General features: G+C 41.4%; 19 protein-coding genes and 2 pseudogenes. 8 read left to right on the top strand and 13 right to left on the bottom strand.

From position 1 onward, the window contains the following. Positions 1-299: 299 nt before the first annotated feature. The 3 genes from ygfZ to gap all read right to left on the bottom strand — a co-directional run bounded on the left by ygfZ (position 300) and on the right by gap (position 3,050). On the bottom strand, positions 300-1,313 hold the full coding sequence (gene ygfZ / locus IM456_RS02085; RefSeq protein WP_149987885.1) for a CAF17-like 4Fe-4S cluster assembly/insertion protein YgfZ: 1,014 nt from the start codon (positions 1,311-1,313) through the stop codon (positions 300-302). After that, positions 1,310-1,678 carry a hypothetical protein gene (locus IM456_RS02080; RefSeq protein WP_002740015.1) on the bottom strand — a complete coding sequence of 123 codons (369 nt, stop codon included), beginning with the start codon at positions 1,676-1,678 and terminating at the stop codon, positions 1,310-1,312. Before IM456_RS02080 ends, ygfZ begins: the two co-directional genes overlap by 4 nt. Before the next feature lie 337 nt (positions 1,679-2,015). Next, positions 2,016-3,050: a type I glyceraldehyde-3-phosphate dehydrogenase gene (gap, locus tag IM456_RS02075; RefSeq protein ID WP_052277988.1), complete on the bottom strand. Its 1,035-nt coding sequence runs from the start codon at positions 3,048-3,050 to the stop codon at positions 2,016-2,018. Positions 3,051-3,604: 554 nt separating this feature from the next. On the opposite strand from gap, the gene IM456_RS02070 reads away from it, so the two are divergent. After that, positions 3,605-6,025 carry a phosphoketolase family protein gene (locus IM456_RS02070; protein WP_287692665.1) on the top strand — a complete coding sequence of 807 codons (2,421 nt, stop codon included), beginning with the start codon at positions 3,605-3,607 and terminating at the stop codon, positions 6,023-6,025. A gap of 240 nt (positions 6,026-6,265) precedes the next feature. Here the strand turns inward: IM456_RS02070 and IM456_RS02065 are convergent, their stop codons facing one another. The 3 genes from IM456_RS02065 to IM456_RS02055 all read right to left on the bottom strand — a co-directional run bounded on the left by IM456_RS02065 (position 6,266) and on the right by IM456_RS02055 (position 7,559). Further along, complete coding sequence (locus IM456_RS02065) at positions 6,266-6,466, bottom strand: hypothetical protein (protein ID WP_287692663.1); 201 nt, start codon at positions 6,464-6,466, stop codon at positions 6,266-6,268. 647 nt (positions 6,467-7,113) lie between these two features. Continuing rightward, a complete protein-coding gene (locus tag IM456_RS02060; RefSeq protein ID WP_149987888.1) occupies positions 7,114-7,353 on the bottom strand; it encodes a type II toxin-antitoxin system HicA family toxin in 240 nt (79 codons plus the stop codon). Then, positions 7,350-7,559 (bottom strand): 2-oxoisovalerate dehydrogenase, encoded by a 210-nt coding sequence (locus tag IM456_RS02055; protein ID WP_149987889.1) that lies wholly within the window; start codon positions 7,557-7,559, stop codon positions 7,350-7,352. The genes IM456_RS02060 and IM456_RS02055 overlap by 4 nt, the downstream gene beginning before the upstream one ends. A gap of 607 nt (positions 7,560-8,166) precedes the next feature. On the opposite strand from IM456_RS02055, the gene IM456_RS02050 reads away from it, so the two are divergent. Further along, a complete protein-coding gene (locus tag IM456_RS02050) occupies positions 8,167-9,672 on the top strand; it encodes an RNA-directed DNA polymerase (protein ID WP_149987890.1) in 1,506 nt (501 codons plus the stop codon). 133 nt (positions 9,673-9,805) lie between these two features. On the opposite strand, the gene IM456_RS02045 is transcribed toward IM456_RS02050, so the two are convergent. Next, a complete protein-coding gene (locus IM456_RS02045; RefSeq protein ID WP_172970549.1) occupies positions 9,806-9,994 on the bottom strand; it encodes a hypothetical protein in 189 nt (62 codons plus the stop codon). A gap of 5 nt (positions 9,995-9,999) precedes the next feature. Between IM456_RS02045 and IM456_RS02040 the strand changes: the two genes are divergently transcribed. Both IM456_RS02040 and IM456_RS02035 read left to right on the top strand, forming a co-directional pair. Beyond that, positions 10,000-10,185 carry a hypothetical protein gene (locus IM456_RS02040; protein ID WP_216645718.1) on the top strand — a complete coding sequence of 62 codons (186 nt, stop codon included), beginning with the start codon at positions 10,000-10,002 and terminating at the stop codon, positions 10,183-10,185. Beyond that, positions 10,185-10,337, top strand: a complete 153-nt coding sequence (locus IM456_RS02035; protein ID WP_287692632.1) for a PIN domain-containing protein — start codon at positions 10,185-10,187, stop codon at positions 10,335-10,337. The genes IM456_RS02040 and IM456_RS02035 overlap by 1 nt, the downstream gene beginning before the upstream one ends. A gap of 11 nt (positions 10,338-10,348) precedes the next feature. On the opposite strand, the gene IM456_RS02030 is transcribed toward IM456_RS02035, so the two are convergent. The 3 genes from IM456_RS02030 to pheT all read right to left on the bottom strand — a co-directional run bounded on the left by IM456_RS02030 (position 10,349) and on the right by pheT (position 13,694). Further along, the gene (locus tag IM456_RS02030; protein WP_149987891.1) at positions 10,349-10,690 is read right to left on the bottom strand and encodes a helix-turn-helix domain-containing protein; all 342 of its coding nucleotides are present in this window, start codon (positions 10,688-10,690) and stop codon (positions 10,349-10,351) included. A 4-nt stretch (positions 10,691-10,694) separates the two neighbouring features. Next, a complete protein-coding gene (locus tag IM456_RS02025) occupies positions 10,695-11,036 on the bottom strand; it encodes a type II toxin-antitoxin system RelE/ParE family toxin (protein WP_002763716.1) in 342 nt (113 codons plus the stop codon). 222 nt (positions 11,037-11,258) lie between these two features. Beyond that, on the bottom strand, positions 11,259-13,694 hold the full coding sequence (pheT, locus tag IM456_RS02020; RefSeq protein ID WP_287692630.1) for a phenylalanine--tRNA ligase subunit beta: 2,436 nt from the start codon (positions 13,692-13,694) through the stop codon (positions 11,259-11,261). A gap of 170 nt (positions 13,695-13,864) precedes the next feature. Here pheT and IM456_RS02015 point away from each other — a divergent pair, with 170 nt between their 5' ends. Continuing rightward, a complete protein-coding gene (locus IM456_RS02015; RefSeq protein WP_287692628.1) occupies positions 13,865-15,205 on the top strand; it encodes a DNA cytosine methyltransferase in 1,341 nt (446 codons plus the stop codon). On the opposite strand, the gene IM456_RS02010 is transcribed toward IM456_RS02015, so the two are convergent. Then, positions 15,197-15,967, bottom strand: coding sequence for a hypothetical protein (locus tag IM456_RS02010; RefSeq protein WP_287692626.1), 771 nt, complete (start codon positions 15,965-15,967; stop codon positions 15,197-15,199). The genes IM456_RS02015 and IM456_RS02010 overlap by 9 nt on opposite strands. Further along, a complete protein-coding gene (locus IM456_RS02005) occupies positions 15,948-16,193 on the bottom strand; it encodes a helix-turn-helix domain-containing protein (protein WP_002749478.1) in 246 nt (81 codons plus the stop codon). Before IM456_RS02005 ends, IM456_RS02010 begins: the two co-directional genes overlap by 20 nt. A 191-nt stretch (positions 16,194-16,384) precedes the next feature. Here IM456_RS02005 and IM456_RS02000 point away from each other — a divergent pair, with 191 nt between their 5' ends. From IM456_RS02000 to IM456_RS01990, 3 genes and pseudogenes are all read left to right on the top strand, one after another. After that, positions 16,385-17,017, top strand: a complete 633-nt coding sequence (locus IM456_RS02000) for a 2OG-Fe(II) oxygenase (protein WP_149987895.1) — start codon at positions 16,385-16,387, stop codon at positions 17,015-17,017. 27 nt (positions 17,018-17,044) lie between these two features. After that, on the top strand, positions 17,045-17,824 hold the full coding sequence (locus tag IM456_RS01995; RefSeq protein ID WP_287692624.1) for an ABC transporter ATP-binding protein: 780 nt from the start codon (positions 17,045-17,047) through the stop codon (positions 17,822-17,824). Positions 17,825-18,004: 180 nt separating this feature from the next. After that, positions 18,005-18,292: pseudogene (locus IM456_RS01990) on the top strand (transposase); the annotation flags it as partial. Here the strand turns inward: IM456_RS01990 and IM456_RS01985 are convergent. Then, a pseudogene (locus tag IM456_RS01985) lies at positions 18,270-18,639 on the bottom strand (transposase); the annotation flags it as partial. The pseudogenes IM456_RS01990 and IM456_RS01985 sit on opposite strands and share 23 nt — an antisense overlap.

Here is an 18,639-nt window from a genome sequence, read left to right as displayed (position 1 = left end):
AGTTATCAGTTATCAGTTATCAGTTATCAGTTATCAGTTATCAGTTATCAGTTATCAGTTATCAGTTATCAGTTATCAGTTATCAGTTATCAGTTATCAGTTATCAGTTATCAGTTATAGTCATTTCAATTAAGATTGAGAATATAAATGCCAGAGTTCATAAGGTTTTCATCGGTCTAGAGTGGATCAGAATTATCTGAAATGACTATATCAGATGTGAGTTATCACTAACCCAGGCGGGCGTTGGGTTTCATACTTCAACCCAACCTACGTTTTGATTACTGATTACTGTTTACTGTTCACTGAAAGGGGTATTCGTGAGAGAGGAAGGGTAAGGGGATTAATTCTCCTGTTGCCTCGCCGATTTGTACTTTTAAACCCTCTCCTCCCGCTTTTGTTTTCACATAACCCAAGCCAAAATCCTCCAGCACACTGGTGAGTAAACCGACTTTTTGCGCTTCTAAAATAATCGGGGTATTGCTGGGGACGGGTTGGCTGAGTTTTATGCCCCAAAGTCTTTGTTTTACGCCTTTATAGGTGTTGAGACGGGCGATAGTTTCTTGACCAATATAACAGCCCTTATCAAAGACAATCGCTCGCCATAAACCGGCCTCTAAAGGGTTATAATCTTCGGTTAATTCTCGATCGACTGCCGGTCGGCCTTGATGGATTCTCAGGTATTCCCACACCTGCTCATCGGCGGGAGTAACGCCATTTTTAATTAAATTTTCCCAGAGGGGACCGGCTTCGGCGGCGGCAACGATTAAAGTATATCCGGGTAGGTCTAAGCCGGTGCCGACGGCCAGTCTCAGGGCGGGTTGAGAAAGGAGATAATGACTATGCTGCACCCCCGTTAAAATCTGCTCTGGAACGGCAATTTTTTGCAGGTATTGCCCGCTTTCAGTACCGATTAGGGTGACAATGCCAAAATTATCGGTTAAGTCGCTAATTTCCACTTTATCGAAGGGGAAAATATAGCGATCGATCAATTCCAGTAAAAATTGACGACGTTGGGGAGAAACGAGGATGAGGAGGGAATCATCGCTGGCGTAAACTGTGACAAAATCGAGGGTACGACCGGTAGAGTTAAGGAAAATTGTCTCACAACCCTGACCCGGTTTCAGGCGATCAATCGCGTTACTGGTTTGATTGTGGAGAAAACGCAGTCGGTCCTGGCCTTTTAATTCTAATAAACCCCAATCGGAGCGATCGATTAAAATTGTTTGGGATGCTAAACTTTGGGGATCATTGTGGTAATCTTTCAGAAAATTAGCGGCATACTGTGCCTTGATCGTGTCTAACGCTGCTTTCATTGGGGTAAATTAGCGAATAATCGGTTAATAATACGCTCGGTTTTTGTTTCCAAACTCTGCCAATCTAGTTCACCGGTGGGGTCGAGGAGACTGGTATCGATGGTGACGCTCTCTCCTTCATCGGTGGGATAATCGAGAAAACAGACTTGAAAACAAAGTTCCCAAATATTTACAGTAACGGAGCGATCGAGATAAGTCAAACAGAGCAGATAACTGGGATAGGGATCTTGAATTTCTGTATAAGTTCCTTTCCAGAGGGAATTTTCTAACTGTTTACGCAGATTATCCAGCACCCGAATAAATGCCGGCTGCATTAACAATTGTGCCTGTTCCCAAGCGATAATATCTTTAAATTTTGGATTCATCTTATCAGTTATCAGTTATCAGTTATCAGTTATCAGATTTGAGGATTAAGTGGGGAGATCCCCCCTGCCCCCCTTGATAAGGGGGGATCTGACAATTTTTAACACCCACCTACTTATTAAGTGAGCAATATTAAATAGACAAAGACATACATTTCAGCCCTAGAACTATTTTGTTTAACTCTTGGAGATGTCTAATGGCATTAACAGTGCTGTCTTTTCACTGTTTACTGTTTACTGGTTACTGTTTACTGGTTACTGGTTACTGTTTACTGGTTACTGATAACTGATAACTGTTTACTGATAACTGATAACTGTTTACTGATAACTGATAACTGATTTAGGCTGTTACTAGGGTTGCTTCCTTAGCTGCCATCATTTTCATCAGGTCTAACATCCGGCAGGAGTAACCCCACTCGTTATCGTACCAAGAGACGACCTTAAAGAAATTGGCATTAAGTTGAATGCCAGCTTTAGCATCAAAGATACTGGAATGGGGGTCGGTGATAAAGTCACTCGATACCACTTCCTCATCGGTATAACCGAGGATACCTTTCATCGGTCCTTCGCTGGCGGCTTTCATAGCGGCGCAGATTTCCTCGTAACTGGTGGCTTTTTCGGTTTTAAAGGTTAAATCCACCGCCGAAACGTTGGGAGTTGGCACACGGAAGGCCATACCGGTTAATTTGCCTTTTAGGGAAGGAATAACTAGGGTTACTGCTTTGGCTGCTCCCGTGGAGGAGGGGATAATATTTTGACCAGCGCCGCGACCACCGCGCCAATCTTTTTTCGATGGACCGTCCACGGTGGGTTGAGTGGCGGTCATCGAGTGTACCGTGGTCATTAATCCTTCCGCTAGTCCGAAGTTATCGTTAATAACTTTGGTGATCGGGGCTAAACAATTGGTGGTACAACTAGCGTTAGAGACGATCAGATCCTTAGCGGGATCGTACTCATTATCGTTAACGCCCAGTACAATAGTACGAATTTTGTCGGGATCTTTGGTGGGCGCGGAGATAACCACCCGTTTGGCCCCTGCTTCTAGGTGTTTTCCTGCCCCTTCCGCGGTGGTAAATAAACCGGTGGACTCGACCACATAATCGGCCCCGGTTGCACCCCAGGGCAGTTGGGCGGGGTCTTTAATCGAGTAACAGGGGATAAACTTACCATCCACGACGATGCCATCTTCTTTTGCTTCTACCGTACCCTGAAAACGTCCGTGGGTGGAGTCGTATTTGAGCAGATAGGCAATATTATCGGGGGGGACGAGATCATTAATACCAACAAACTCGAAATCAGGATTTTGGATACCCGCCCTAAAAACGAGGCGACCGATACGACCGAATCCGTTGATGGCGACTCTTACTTTTGTCATGAAAAAAACTCCTTTGCAGCTGCGATAAGCTTAGGCACGATCAAGAAAAAATAATTTGAGAATTGATTAGCCTGTAGAGAATCACTATATATGCTAATCAGCTTTTATCGATCGCTAGATGAAGTATAGAAAGATTTTAAGTTTCAGGGCTTCCAAGATAAAAAATCATCAATTTGCCACTCTAGTCGTCCCCGCCACCGGCATCGAGAAAACCTGATTAGGCCCTGGCCGACCAACGAGAATGTGATCATATAGCCTTTTGGGAAAAGCCGACATTAAAAAATCATTAAAAGCTTTCTGAGAATGATTGATCCCTAAGTTAAGAACATATTAATATGCCTTTAAAAGCCATTTAAAAACCCCGCCCGACTGACATAAATTCCCCAAGTCAGATTGGCAAAATATAGCTTATTTTAATAGTTTTTTGCGCCCCAAAAGGTTAGACTCTTGATTACAGTTTGAAAACTGACCGAGGGTTAACCCTCTCGATAATCTGGAGAAATTGTCTATCAACTCTCTTAATCTCATCCTTCATAGATATTGGAGAAATATTCATGGTATTCACACCAGAAAGACCCTTAACAGAACAAAATCCCCTTTCTCAAGACGAACTCTATAAAACCCATGCCTATTGGCGCGCTTGTAACTATTTAGCTGTAGGTATGATTTATCTGCGCGATAATCCCCTCCTCAAAGAACATCTTAAACCCGAACACGTTAAGTATCGTTTGCTCGGTCACTGGGGAGCAAGTCCGGCCTTAAGTTTTACCTACGTTCACCTCAACCGTTTAATCAAAAAATACGACCTCGATATGATTTTTATGGCCGGTCCCGGCCATGGGGCGCCGGGGGTACTCGGTCCGGTTTATCTAGAAGGAACCTATTCGGAAATTTACCCCGATAAAAGTGAAGACGAGGAAGGATTACAAAAATTCTTTAAACAATTTTCTTTTCCCGGTCACATCGGCAGTCACGTCACCCCCGAAACCCCCGGTTCTATCCATGAGGGCGGCGAACTGGGTTATAGTGTTTCCCATGCCTACGGTTCTGTTTTTGACAATCCCGACCTCATTACGGCCGTGGTGGTGGGTGATGGGGAAGCAGAAACCGGTCCCCTTGCCACCGCATGGCACTCGAATAAATTCCTTAACCCGATTCGCGATGGTGCGGTACTGCCAATTTTAAACTTAAACGGTTATAAAATCGCTAATCCCACCATTCTCTCCCGTATTTCGACGCACGAGTTAGAAAGTCTCTTTGTCGGTTACGGTTACACTCCCTACATCGTCGAATGTAAGGAAGATGAAGACCTCATGCACTGCCATCAAAAAATGGCCGCTACCCTAGAACACTGTATCAATCAGATTCGCTCCTATCAACAGGAAGCTCGCAGCACGAGTATTGCTAAACGTTACCCCTGGCCGATGATTATCCTCCGGTCTCCCAAGGGTTGGACGGGTCCGAAAAACGTTGATGGTCATAAAGTAGAAGGATTCTGGCGCGCTCACCAAGTCCCCATGGGTGCTATGCAGGAAAACCCCGAACACTTGAGAAAATTAGAGGAGTGGATGAAAAGCTATAACCCGGAGGAATTATTTGACTATACCACGGGTAAATTTAAGCCAGAATTTAAAGAACTCGCTCCTATTGGTCCTCGTCGCATGAGTGCTAACCCGCACGCTAACGGCGGATTGCTGCGTAAAGACCTAAAAATGCCCGATTTTCGTCAATATGCCGTAGATGTCACCCACCCGGCCCAAGTGGAAGCGGAAAACACGGGAGTGATGGGGGTATTTTTGCGGGATGTAATGCGAAATAATATGACTAATTTTCGCGTTTTTGGTCCCGATGAAACTGCTTCTAATCGTTTAGCGGCTCTCTATGAAGTGACTAAAAAAGCTTGGTTAGCCGATACCTATCCGGAGGATTTAGATGGTAGCCAATTATCTCCCGATGGTCGGGTGATGGAGATACTGAGTGAACATACTTTAGTCGGTTGGTTAGAGGGTTATTTATTATCCGGTCGTCACGGTTTATTTCACTCCTACGAGGCTTTTGCTCACGTTATCGATTCCATGTTCAACCAACACGCTAAATGGCTCGATATCTGCAAAAATCATGTGCCTTGGCGCGCTTCTGTCTCCTCTTGGAATCTGTTGTTATCCTCGGTGGTTTGGCGGCAGGATCACAATGGTTTTAGTCACCAAGACCCCGGTTTTATCGATTTAGTAACCAATAAAAGTGCCGACGTGGTGCGGGTTTATCTTCCCCCCGATGGTAACTGTTTATTAAGTGTGGCTAATCACTGTCTCAAGAGCAAGGATTACACTAATATTATCGTTGCTGATAAACAGAAACACCTGCAATACTTGACCATTGAAGAAGCAATTAAACACTGCACCAAAGGTATCGGTATTTGGGATTGGGCAAGTAACGATGATGATGGAGTAAATCCCGATGAACCGGATGTAATTATGGCTTGCTGTGGGGATATTATTACTAAAGAATCTTTAGCAGCAACGGCAATTCTGCGGGAGGAATTCCCTTACTTAAAAGTTCGCTTTATCAATGTGGTTGATCTGTTTAAATTACAGTCGGAAAGTGAACACCCCCACGGTTTATCAGAACGGGATTTTGATAGTTTATTTACCCCTGATAAGCCAATTATATTTAATTTCCACGGTTATCCTTGGCTGATTCATAAACTTACCTACCGTCGCAGTAATCAAGAACGTATTCATGTGCGCGGTTACAAAGAAGAAGGGAATATTAATACTCCCCTAGAATTAGCGATTCGTAACCAAGTTGATCGTTTTCATTTAGTAATCGATGTCATTGATCGCGTGCCGAAATTAGGTTCTGCTGCTGGTCATGTGAAAGAACGAATGAAAAATGCTATTATCGATAATCTCGATTATGCTTTTACCAATGGTATCGATAAGGACGAGATTACTAACTGGAAATGGCCCTATTAATTAGGCTAGAAAGTGGTTTAGGTGATGATAATTTATTAGTTTACCGATAAATTTCATCTTCCTATTCCACCTAAATAAAATATTCTTTTGGCGAGCGAGGTTAGATGGTATGATACTAAGTCCTGTTTAGAAAGTACAGGGGAGCGGGGAGAAGGGAGCGGTTTGCTTTCCTTCTTTTCCATTCCGTTGAATAAAGCTAAGGTGATCGGTATCAAAAATATATGTCATGTATTAAAGTTATCACTCAACAGATTTACGCCATTCTTGTCCTAGTTTAACCACTTCATCAAAGGTCTGATCTTCCTCAAAACTTCCCGCTATCTTTAACCACCAAGAATGGGTTTGAGTCAGTTTTTGTTTGATTTCTAATAATTCTGTTTCTAAAGCAGTCACTCTTTGTTCAAGGGGTAAAGAGTTATCTTGAATAGAATTGATGTTCATATCTCTCTTTAATTGTTACGAGTATCAACACTATTTTATCTTATGTTTATTCAATTCGTCAATAGACAACAAATAAAGCGCATTATACTTTGTTAATGCACCCAACAAGAAAAGCGATCGCACTTCTAATATTCTGCCAAATGCGATCACAAATCCCCATTTTTACATAAAAAATGATAATATAAAACTCAAATTTGAACTATTGTTGTGGAAAGATACTAAGATGACAAAGTTATAATTAACTCAAGCGGAAATTGAAAGCCTTACTTTTGATGAATTTTTGTATTTAAGAAATTGGATTAATAAGTTAGACTATCAACAATGGGAAAAACAAATCAAATTTTAGCAAGAAAGAATTTTGAGCTTTTAAAAAGTGACTTAAACCATTCTTCTTTGTCTTTTAAAAAAGTTGGAGAATTTTGATCGGCAAGATTTGGTATTAATTATAGAACTTTAGCTTTTAAAGATGGTGAAGATTATATTTGGGTGTGGATAGGAAGTCATGAAAAATAGGAAAGATTATTAAAATAAAAGCGTTCGCCTCTTTATTGCCAAAATGTAGTTAAACAAAGTGCAACCCAACACCAACCAAATAAATTAATAATTGATCATCTTGGATCGCACTCAATCTACAGGAGATAGCCATTTTAAAACAGTATTTTCAATAGTTCATCTTTACTTAGATTAAAATGTAGAGCGACATCACGCAAAATATTATTTAAAGTGCCTATTTTGACAGGATTATGAGCAGGAATAGTAATCTGATGTGTACCATTTTCAGAAGTAGTTAGTCTAATATGGCTACCCGTTTGACGACTCACTTCATAACCTAACTCAGACAATTTTTTGATTAAGTCATCACTGGATAAATCTCTGGGTAGCTTCATACCGCAAATACCTCATCCCTAACAATATGTAAACGAATAATTTTAGGGCGATTTTCCATATCATCATAATGACAATTAACGGCATCTTTTACCATTTCTCGTAAAGATTGTAAATCATCGGCTTCGGTAAAAATAGACTCGCCTAATGCCCTTGCTGTATATCCCCCTTCCGGTGCATCTTCCACTAAAAAAACTATTTCTGTCATATTTCCTTCTTTACTCTCTAAATTTTTGAAGTAATTTTAATTATAGTTTGTTTAGTTTTTTAGATAGCACTTTTTAAAGCTTACAAGATTAGCGTTCGCCGTTTATCAACCCTAATCGCCTCTTTATTGCCAAAATGTAGTTAAACAAAGTGCAACCCAACACCAACCAAATAAATTAATAGTTGATCATGTTGGGTTTCGTGCCTCAACCCAACCGACAAGAGCGGCGATCGTACTAAAATCGGTTGACGATTGCGCTCTGTTGCCGGGGCATATTGACGTAAATCAGCACTACTCATCGTTTTTTTCTCAAACTAACCCATTATAGGCGACTACAAGAGCATATTCAGAATGTTTCGGGATAATAAGACTATTTGGTATGTTATCCAGAAATATTCTGGCTATATATCGGAAAATATACGGAAAGTTTCTTGCTATCACCCTCTATAGGGTGATTATCCCGAAAGTTTCGGCTTTTTGTCCTAAAGGAGTTGACCAGACGGAAAATGTCAGTATAATAAACAGTTAGACGCTTTAAGTTATCTGTGGGGGTAGTACCTAGAGATGGTTGGTAGAAATTCTGGGATGAATACTTTGGTAGAGACAAGTGGTAAGTAAACCCGCAAGACATAGCCAAAAAACTGAGCGCCTAGCTCGTTCTCTTCAGCCTAGAGATGTTTATAAGTGGCTTGTAACAGTTGGATATTTCCCTGAAGCCTACGTCCTGCCTCCATGTTTCCATGTGCAGAGACATCCAATTTATGGCAAGAGATATTGTCCAATCACACGGAAATATCAGCCTAAGATTTCTCAGTTATGTGAACTACATTTCCCAAAATCACATTTCACAGATAGAACTTTCAGTATCATTGATCCTGAAATTCATAACGATATCGCTCTTGAATTTGCTGAAAACTGGAATACAGTTCTGGATATCCTTTTTCATCCAGACAAATGTATCTATTCGTACAGTTTTCCAATTCCAGTTGATGCTTCTCATCTAGGAGCTTTAGGGAAACTGCGCTCTGGAAGAATGATATATGAATATATAGAGATGGCGGAGAATGATTTGGTTGAAGAAGCTTACAGATATAAATATTTGATTCGCACTGACATCAAAAACTTTTATCCTTCTGTTTATACACATAGCATTGCTTGGGCATTCCATACAAAATCAGTCATTAGAACAGGGAGTAATCGTTCTGACTCCAGTTTTCTGGGAAACAGATTGGACAAATTATTTCAAAATGCTAATGATGGTTGCACCAATGGTTTACCGATAGGTCCTGCTGTTTCCGATCTAATTAGTGAGGTTATCCTCTCTGCCATTGACTTAGAGGTTTCTCAAAAAGTCAGGAAATTAGAGGCTCTTGCTGTTCGATTCAAGGACGATTACTTGTTTTTGTGTAAGGGAAGGAATGATTGCCAGGATATCATAAAATGCTTGCAGAAAAATTTGAAGGAATATAATCTCCTTCCAAATGAAGATAAAACTGATATACGGGAATTGCCTGAAGGAATGTTTCGTGAATGGGCTTCAAAGTATTACCAAATTCGCCCAAATAAGGGAATAAAGCTCTCTTATAAAGAATTTAAAGAGCTTTATTTAGGTGTTCTTCGGATTGACAAGGAGAATCCTGGAACGGGAGTTATAGATCGTTTTATTGCAGACATAATGGATAAGCAGTATAGACCGCTTATCCCGGTAGATGCTGTTAGCTTGAATAAGTCTGTTAGCTTACTGCTTCTGCTTGCAGAACGTAGAGTAAAAACCTTCCCTAAGATTTTAGGGGTTATAGAAGCTATGATGGCTCAGTCGAACAACCAAGCTATCAGAGATTTAGTTGAGAAGCATCTAAAGTTGTTATTGCGAGAATTGATAAAAAACTGGGAAGATAACCGTTACTTGATTTCTTGGATACTATATTTCCTAAAAAGCAATGGCTTTCCAGTTCGCATAAGACAGCAGTTTAATCATCCTATTCTTGATTCAATCAAATCTAATAAAAATAGGATTTTTAATACTCGCTGTGACTTTAGTCTCTATAGATGTATTTCGTCTGCTAAAGCTGCTGGAAGCTTGTCCTACCATCTGGATGTCTTCAAACCCTAGAAATGAAAGTGAGGTAATACAACAATTCTCAAGAAAAGTTCTAATTCATGTCTTTGCCAGCGTCTAACACTTCACGGCAGCAGACGGACGAAAGCTGCTGGTGCTAAGTTACAGGTTATCTGCCGCCGCTGCGTTATGCCGTTATACCGCTCATCTCTAGGTTGAGGCGCAGCCAAAATCTTATCTCTTGGCGATCGAGGTTAGATGGTATGACATCTTGAGCCAGCAGTGCTTTCAGGCATAACGGCAGCAGCGATTTACAATAGATCAAGAATTGATAGGAAAGGGCTGATGACGTTACAAGAAATCTAAAATCAGGCATTGCAATTGCCTACTGGCGATCGTTGGCAGTTGGTACAAGTTCTCCTAGACTCTCTGAAACGGGAAGCAAACCTCAAATCCAAGCGGGGAAACCTGTTGCGCTTGCGAGGTGTTTCTGAGATTTCGGCAGCTACAGGGGAAACTAACGCCCCAACCGATTATTTAACCTATCTGATCGAGAAGTATCAGTAATGCGAGTTCTGATTGATACCAATGTCATTCTTGATTTTCTACAAGAACGAGAGCTATTTGTGGAAAACGCAGCAAGATTATTTGAGCGTACTGATGCTGGGGAAATTCAGGGATTTATCACATCAACGACAATAACTAACATTAGTGGATAGGATGCACAAAATTAGCATTCAGGTCCTGATTCAGCAACGCCTTTGACACTGGCAATGATTTGTCCGATGTCTTGAGGAGTGGCACCTGTTGCCAACAGCGAGGGGATAAGCAATTCCAGTGAAACTGACGGATCGCCATTTTCAGCTTTGGCAATCCGAGGTTGACTAGAGCCGATTTTATTGGCCAGTTCACTTTGAGTCATTATCTTCTGCCGCTGACTTTTCAAACTTTTGCTAAGAGCTAGTTTGATTTCAACAAGGATAATCTCTTCGGGCGTTAACTCTAAAAAGTCGGAAACGGTTCCGATTTTCCAGCCTTTTGATTCCAAAAGCCCTTTTTTAGTCTCTTCCATCCTCTTATTCCTGCTGATCAGTATCGTATTTACTCAAGCGTTTCTTACAAACCTCAATTACACTTTTGGGTGTTGCTCTTGTTGTCTTATTAAACACCTCAATAATCAAGATTGCATCTTCATCAATTCGATAAATAATCCTCCAATTTTTATCGATGTCTCTAATGCGTAGCTCATGACAATGATAGCCTACACTTGGCATAGGACGCGAATGTGGCAAACCAAGGGGTTCGCCTTCCTGTAGTTGCCTGAGTAAGACACCTGCTTCGATCCGTGCTTCTAAACTGAAAGGTGGGGTCTTGATCTCACCATGCAGCCAAGCTAAAGGTTTGCTTTGATCAGCCATGATGTGTTTATATCATATCTGATGTACTAAAATATGGCAATCGCCTCACTACTATCTAACAATTCAAAGGTGGCGGAGCGACAAAATATGAACAGTGAACCTACTTTGAGCAACTCTCAAACTGATTGGTAATCATTAGAGGCGATATTGATAGCGATGTGTGAGATTATTCTTGAGATAATATAAGGTCGATGTCTGATAACTGATAATTGATCGCTGAATTTAACTTCTTAAAGAAACTTGGAACTGTTTAACTAAAGCTTCTCGCACTTTTGTCATTAAGGGTTCCACATCTTCATCGGTTAAAGTTCGATCGCCGGCACGATAGACTAAACTAAAGGCCAAACTACAATGATTTTCTGGCACATTCTGCCCCTGATAGCGATCGAATAATTCGACTTTTTCTAAAAGAGTTCCCCCAGCATTTTTGATAGTTTTTGTCAATCTATCTACGGGTATATCTGTGGAAACAAAGAAGGCGATATCTCGCGCTGCCCCCGGATAGGTAGAATAGACCTGTAAACGCGGGGTAATTTTGGCACTATCGCTAAGAGTTGCTAACAGGATCGGGAACTGGATTTCAAAGGCATAAACTGCCTCAATTAATCCCTTTTGCTGACGCAATTGCGGGTGTAGTTGACCGAATATACCTAGGCGTTGTTTGCCAATCCATAAAGATGCTGTTCGTCCGGGATGAAAACGCGCATCTTCGGCATCTTTTTCGTAGCTTACTGTCAGCGAAAGGCGATCGAATACTGCTTCTAAAATCCCTTTTGCTTCATACCAAGTCATGGCCACCTCTTTACCCGATCGCAGCCAACGTCCGGCTGGGAAGAAATCACCGCCGAAAATACCGGCAATTGCATCGTATTCGTTGATATTATCCGATTCTAAGCGGAAAACTCGCCCGATCTCGAAGCCATTTAAGGAACCGTTACCCTGAGACTGATTATACTCAAACGCTTCGATTAAACCGTCTAGGAGATTAGTCCGCAAAGCAGAATACTCGACAAAAAGGGGATTAGCGAGGACAACTTCCGCTAATTCCGGTTTAACGAGGGAATACTGGACTAATTCCGTCAAACCCACTGCGCGAAAAGCTTCCCGCAGCCGACGCTGTATAGTTTCCTCAAAGGATAATCCTCCGGCTGCGGTTTTTGCTGGCAAAGTATCGACAAAGCGATCATATCCGTACAGTCGCGCCACTTCTTCAATTAAGTCAATTTCCCGTTCTAAATCCCGATAACGGTAGTCTGGCACTGTCACAGTCCACAGAACAGGATTTTTCGAGGTTAACTGCAATTCACAGCCTAAATTGCCTAAAATCCGTTCCACATCTTCGGCGAGAATTTCACCGATCGCACCATTATCTAGGGTAACTTGACCCAGTAGCTGCTGCAAACGTTCTAAACGCAATTCGATCGAACCACTGGACTGATCGGCACGATAATCAGCTTTAACCTGGCTGCTGACAGTTCCCCCAGCTAACTCTAGAATCAAATCGATCGCCCTTTGACAAGCATATTCCAAAGCGGCGGGATTAACACCGCGTTCATAGCGTCCGGAAGATTCGCTGCGTAAACCCTGCGCTTTTGAGGAACGACGGATGGCGATCGGATCGAATAAAGCCGACTCTAGCACAAGATTAACGGTTTTCTCGTTAACTTCCGTCTCTTGACCTCCCATCACCCCCGCTAAAGCTACCGGCTTATTATTGGCAGTAATTAACAAATTAAGCTCTTTTAAGCTTCTTTCCTGGCCATCAAGGCTAATAATTTTTTCCCCTTCCTCGGCAAAACGGACCCCAATAGTAACGGATTTACCTCCGGCAAAACTTTGTAAACGATCGCGATCAAAAGCGTGTAAGGGTTGTCCCCACTCCAAAAGTACATAATTAGTAATATCGACCACATTATTGATCGATCGCAGTCCGGCAGCCTGTAAACGCTGTTGCAACCATAGCGGAGACGGGCCAATTTTTACCCCCTCGATCACCGTACCAATATAGGCAGGACAGGCTTTATTTTCTGATATTTCCAGAGATAAATCTTTTTTAGGGGAAAATTCTCGTAATTTGACTTTTGGTAGGCTTAATTCTCCTCCTGTCAAAGCCGCCACTTCTCGCGCGACTCCGATCATACTCAAAGCATCGGCACGGTTAGCGGTGGGAGAAATATCTAAAATCACCTCATCGAGTCCTAAAAGGGGACGAACATCTGTACCTAAAGGGAGATTTTCCTGGCTAAAAATGTGGATTCCTTCAGAATCTTTAGTTAATCCTAATTCTGCGAGGGAACAGATCATCCCTTCCGATTTTACCCCCCGCAATTTAGCCGGTTTAATCGTTAAATTGATTTTAGGTAAATAAGTTCCCAAAGTAGCCACGGGAACTAGAATATCAGCCCTAGCATTGGGCGCACCACAGACAATTGTACTAGGGTTTTCCTGACCGATATCCACCTGACAGACACTTAGTTTATCTGCATTGGGATGGGGTTGGCGATCGATAATTTTACCAATAACCACACCCTTTGCCCATTCTCGGCGATCCTCAATGTCTTCTACCTCTATTCCCGCAATTGTCAATAATTCGGCTAATTCTTGGGGAGATTGGGCGACTTTGACTAATTCTCGTAACCAGTTGATCGAAATCCGCATCGTTAATTCTTGCTTGCCGTTGGTTCTTAACTATTGTAAACGGTGGGTTGTCACCGCGACCGGGTTGACAGGAAAGATCGCTTTCAGGTTTGCTGGGGATACTCATTTTTAAAAGTTGCCTTCAGCCAATTATTATTATAGACTATAAGTTACATGGAGTAAGAAAATCGATGAGGAAAGCAATCAGTCTATTTGCCTGTGGTGGAATTGGAGATATGGCTCTTCGCTCTGGGGGATTTGAAGTTGTAGTGGCGAATGAATTATTGAAAGATCGTGCAGAAGTATTTAAATTTAACCACCCAGAATCATTAATGATTATTGGGGATATATGGGATACAAAAAATGAGATAGTCGCAGAAACAAAGCAGCGACTCTCTGGACAAAATTTAGACATTGTTTTTGCGACTCCTCCCTGCCAAGGTATGTCTAGAAATGGCAGAGGTAAGCTGCTTAATTCTATTCGTAAAGGCTCAAAAAATGAAATCGACCAGAGAAATTTATTAATCATTCCCACCCTAGAAGTTTTTCTGGCTAGTGGAGCAGAAACACTGGTCATGGAAAATGTGCCAGAAATGCAAAATACTTATATACCCTTTCCCGAGAAAGATGATTATTTGGTAAATATTTTATGTTATATAAAACAGCGTATTGGTGATAAGTTTTTAAGTTCGATTAGCATTATAGATTTTGCTGATTATGGAGTCCCGCAGAATCGTCAACGACTTATTTCAATATTTACTAAAAATGAGAAACTGAAGAATTATTTAAAAAAGAACAATTCTCTTTTTCCTAAACCAACTCATAGTAAAGAAGGATTAGAACTTCCTAGATGGAAAACTGTTCGAGACGCAATATATCATTTACCACCACTTGACTCTCAACGAACAGAAACTGCCAAATCAGATGATATACCATATCACTATGTACCCCTATTAGATGAAGAAAAATATTTTTGGATCAGTAATACACCAGAAGAAAAAAGTTCATTTGATAATCAATGTATTAACCCTGTTTGTAGATATAATGGTAATCCAACACACAGCGCACGCAAAAATAATGAAGGAATTAATCGAGCTAGTACAGAAACCCCCCTTTACTGCCTTAAATGTGGACACATTCTTCCTCGTCCATGGGTGAAAGAAGATGGAAAATACAGGTTGATGAAAGGTTATACCAGTGCCTATAAAAGAATGAGTTGGGACGCACCAGCCAGTACAATTACACGAAATCTCTCCTATGCTTGTAGTGACAATAAACTACATCCTATTCAAAATAGAGTATTATCTCTGTATGAAGCAATGATTCTTCATACAATTACCGAATACCCATTTTCATGGAAACGGGCAGATGGCAAAAGAGTTAGTGATAAACTAATTAGAGAGTTAATTGGCGAAAGTATCCCACCTGCTGGATTACAAAAAATATTTGATCATTTAGTATCCATCCTCAATGATGATTGTTCTCTTGAGGAGCAAATCAGGGAAAAATATCAGCAGCTCTGTCTATTTTGAAATTAAATTGTCTTTGTTATATTTGTTGACAAAATTAATATATCTATCGTCATTCTTGATCATAATCCAGTTTTTATACATTTTCTTAACGCCTTGTCGTGACATAATTGAGACGCTAGTTGTTCTTCCACCGCCTTCTTTTGGCTGAACAATTTTACCCCAATCATTGTCAGTTAAGTTGTTGCCAAAAAATACAGCAACTATTTGAGGTATGGTATTCTCAAAATCCCAGAGAATGCCAATAAGATTGTTAGTTTCTCTATGGTGAGCCTTCCAATCATAGCTTTTCATTACCTCGATTCTTGTGTCTCCCATATCAGGTTTTTCTTTTCCAGTCTTCTTTAATTCTCTTGGTGTAGGAACACTGCCACAAGTGGCTTTAACCTCTACTCCCCCATTAGCAAATGGACTAAATGGAGACTTATCTCGCATTCGTCTTTCTTGGGAAAGTTGTTCAAAAAAAACTTTGCCATTCTTATCCATTAACAGCAAATCTGGATAGCCGTCTTGATGCGGATTGTTGATAAATAATCCCTGGGATTTATTGGCAAATTCTAGGGCAAATAGCTCACCAATAAATGCAGAAAGATTTCTCATACCTAGAATTCTAAATATATCTACTGGTATATCTTGGACTATTTTTTTAACAACAGAATGACATTCAACTAATGAATGCTCAAATATGACTTTATCGATAGTTATTTTCTGACCCTGTTTTGAGAAAAAGCTGGTATCAGAATGTTTATTTATGATATAACTCATTAATTTCTTCCGCAACAGTATTGACAAAAGTAACAATATCCATGTCCAGAGCTGAAATAATTTGTTCTAAGGAGTCCAAAGTAATGTTTCTTACTCCCCTTTCAACTCCAGATATGTAGGTTCTGTCAAGATTAGCTCTATACCCTAAAGCTTCTTGACTCAGATTACGTTTCTTCCGCAATTTTCTTACAGTCACAGCAACAGCAGTGACTAGCTTTCCTGCCATATATAAACTACCAAAGAAGATATTGAAATTCTCTACAGTCCATTTTCCTTCTATGATGACTATTAATCTACGGACTATAAGTCACAAAAGCTGATTCTGAATAAACCTGTATTCGGGAGCGGCAAAAACTCTGATTTTGTGTTTGACTAAAAATGTATCCTAAAGATTGCCATACCGTTGCGATTCTATCCGTGCCTTACTATTCCCAATATCCCGACGCTTTTACTCCCAGTTATCTGAGCGAACTACAAGGACAGATTCTCGCTTGTCCCCACTTCACAGTTAACAATTTAAATCGAGATTTCGTTAAAACCAAAGGCTTTTCTATCGCTTTTCGACGCACACAAATCAGCGAAGTCGCACGAATGTTTCCCTATTTTAAACCCTATCTTGATCGCAGTTTACAAGCTGACTGCAACGCTTTTTATCTTAATCCCTTACTCCTACAAACCGGTTCACGCGTCGATCCCCATATCGATCGCTCCCTGCGCTCCTATTGTAAAACTATCGATCCTCCGCTCCTAGTTAGCGTCCTTTATGTGCAGGTTCCTAAAGATATTCAAGGGGGGGAACTGGTACTAGCAACAGGCAATCGTTCCGTGGCCCAGATTCGTCCTTGTACTAACACCTTGATCCTCTTTCAAGGAGATCTCACCCATTCAGTTAATCCCGTTAGTTGTTCTGGTATTCGTCTGAGTCTTGTCTGCGAACAATATCGGTTAGATGCTGAAGAATTGCGAGAGATTCCCGAAATACAGATAGAATCGCGAACCATGAAACCAGAAAAGAAAAAAAGGAAAGATCGGGTCGTTGCCCTACAATAAAAGGGATTTTTTGTAAAGATATTCTAGATGGTGATGCGCGAACCGATCGTCGAATTAAGGGGAGTAACCAAAGCTTTCGGCAAGAAAGTAATCTTAAATAACGTCGATCTGAAAGTGTACGAAGGGGAAGCGATCGGCGTGATCGGTCCGTCCGGGACGGGAAAATCGACGATTTTGCGCTTAGTCGCCGGATTACTTGCCCCCGATCGGGGAGAAGTGTACATCTACGGCACAAAACGGCAGAGAACCGTAGAACAAGGGGAAGATCCCCTCGGTGTTGGTCTAGTTTTCCAACAATCGGCCCTTTTTGACTCCCTCACCGTCGGAGAAAATGTCGGTTTTGCTCTCTATCGCAACTCAAAGCTAAAACGAGCCGAAATCCGCGATTTAGTGGAAGAAAAACTGGATTTAGTGGGAATGTCCGGTTCCTACGACCTCTATCCAGCTGAAATATCCGGAGGGATGCGAAAACGCGTCAGTTTAGCCAGGGCAATTATCAGCGATCCCTCGATCGCCGCCGATCAACCGAACATTCTCCTTTACGATGAACCCACTGCCGGACTGGATCCGGTTGCTTCTACCCGCATCCAGACGGTAATTATGGAACTTCTCAAGGTAAAAAAAGCCTGTGGGGCCCATCTCATTGTCACCCACGTCCACAGCACCATCGAAAATACCACTGATCGCATCGTTTTTCTCTATAAAGGTCAATTTCAATGGGTTGGACCCACTCAAGAGGCTTATCACTCCGAAATCCCCGTACTCAAGCAATTTTTTACCGGCAGTATCGACGGACCAATTCAGTAAACTGCCAATTGAGGGGTTAGGGGAATGGGGAGATAGGGGAATAGGGAAATTTCAACTAAGTAGAAAGGTGCAATTAAATTTAACGAAGGCAGGGGGCAGGAGGCCGTTTTTGTAACGGGGATTTATGCCCCGCTCCAAAAACTTTTCGCCTTAAGGCGAGGTTTTAGACCCGATTTTGCTGATAAATTTTGTCTCATTGAAGTCTGCCTGATTTGGGGAGGACGCTCGATTCCTTTGGGGCAAGGGGTCTTAGAACCTGGGAGTGCAACGGTCGGCTTTGAGCAATACCGTCCCGTTTTAGAAACCGTTGTGACAGTGCTGCCGGATAACTGTAGGGTAACTTTATTGGCTGACCGTGGGTTCGAGCATGGGGCTTTAATTCGCTGGTTAAGAGAACGAGGCTGGTCTTGGTGTATTCGAGCTAAATCAGACTTATACCAAATTTCTAAATTCCTGACAGACATAGAGCTTCTAAAATCCAAGACCATCCCGTTAAATACCCGATAGTGTCATTGGATAAACGATTTAAAAGAGCATCGAGTTTATCTCTTAAAGCATCAAGAGATTCAAAAGTTTCCCATGCCAGAAAATTTTTCAGGTACAGCCAAACTCTCTGTTGCGGGGTTAACTTCAGGACAACAAGAAGGTTGATAAAACCAGATAATATTGTCGGTAATTTCTAAGTGTACCGCCATATGTGCAGGAGCGTTATCTACTTGTAAAATATGTAATTCATTGGGAAAAGCTTGCGATAGTTGTAATAGATATTCTCCGAAACAATCCCCATCTAAATGGGAGAATTCATAGAAGAAGCT

The sequence above is a fragment of the Microcystis sp. M079S1 genome, from assembly GCF_020246425.1.
GTDB classification, from domain to species: Bacteria; Cyanobacteriota; Cyanobacteriia; order Cyanobacteriales; family Microcystaceae; genus Microcystis; species Microcystis aeruginosa.
This window is presented reverse-complemented; position numbering and strand designations above follow the sequence as displayed.

Bases quoted from the DNA above. Each gene is read 5' to 3' on its own strand.
- ygfZ (WP_149987885.1), bottom strand. From the start codon at position 1,313: ATGAAAGCAGCGTTAGACACGATCAAGGCACAGTATGCCGCTAATTTT.
- IM456_RS02080 (WP_002740015.1), bottom strand. From the start codon at position 1,678: ATGAATCCAAAATTTAAAGATATTATCGCTTGGGAACAGGCACAATTG.
- gap (WP_052277988.1), bottom strand. From the start codon at position 3,050: ATGACAAAAGTAAGAGTCGCCATCAACGGATTCGGTCGTATCGGTCGC.
- IM456_RS02070 (WP_287692665.1), top strand. From the start codon at position 3,605: ATGGTATTCACACCAGAAAGACCCTTAACAGAACAAAATCCCCTTTCT.
- IM456_RS02065 (WP_287692663.1), bottom strand. From the start codon at position 6,466: ATGAACATCAATTCTATTCAAGATAACTCTTTACCCCTTGAACAAAGA.
- IM456_RS02060 (WP_149987888.1), bottom strand. From the start codon at position 7,353: ATGAAGCTACCCAGAGATTTATCCAGTGATGACTTAATCAAAAAATTG.
- IM456_RS02055 (WP_149987889.1), bottom strand. From the start codon at position 7,559: ATGACAGAAATAGTTTTTTTAGTGGAAGATGCACCGGAAGGGGGATAT.
- IM456_RS02045 (WP_172970549.1), bottom strand. From the start codon at position 9,994: ATGCCTGATTTTAGATTTCTTGTAACGTCATCAGCCCTTTCCTATCAA.
- IM456_RS02035 (WP_287692632.1), top strand. From the start codon at position 10,185: ATGCGAGTTCTGATTGATACCAATGTCATTCTTGATTTTCTACAAGAA.
- IM456_RS02030 (WP_149987891.1), bottom strand. From the start codon at position 10,690: ATGGAAGAGACTAAAAAAGGGCTTTTGGAATCAAAAGGCTGGAAAATC.
- IM456_RS02025 (WP_002763716.1), bottom strand. From the start codon at position 11,036: ATGGCTGATCAAAGCAAACCTTTAGCTTGGCTGCATGGTGAGATCAAG.
- pheT (WP_287692630.1), bottom strand. From the start codon at position 13,694: ATGCGGATTTCGATCAACTGGTTACGAGAATTAGTCAAAGTCGCCCAA.
- IM456_RS02015 (WP_287692628.1), top strand. From the start codon at position 13,865: ATGAGGAAAGCAATCAGTCTATTTGCCTGTGGTGGAATTGGAGATATG.
- IM456_RS02010 (WP_287692626.1), bottom strand. From the start codon at position 15,967: ATGAGTTATATCATAAATAAACATTCTGATACCAGCTTTTTCTCAAAA.
- IM456_RS02005 (WP_002749478.1), bottom strand. From the start codon at position 16,193: ATGGCAGGAAAGCTAGTCACTGCTGTTGCTGTGACTGTAAGAAAATTG.
- IM456_RS01995 (WP_287692624.1), top strand. From the start codon at position 17,045: ATGGTGATGCGCGAACCGATCGTCGAATTAAGGGGAGTAACCAAAGCT.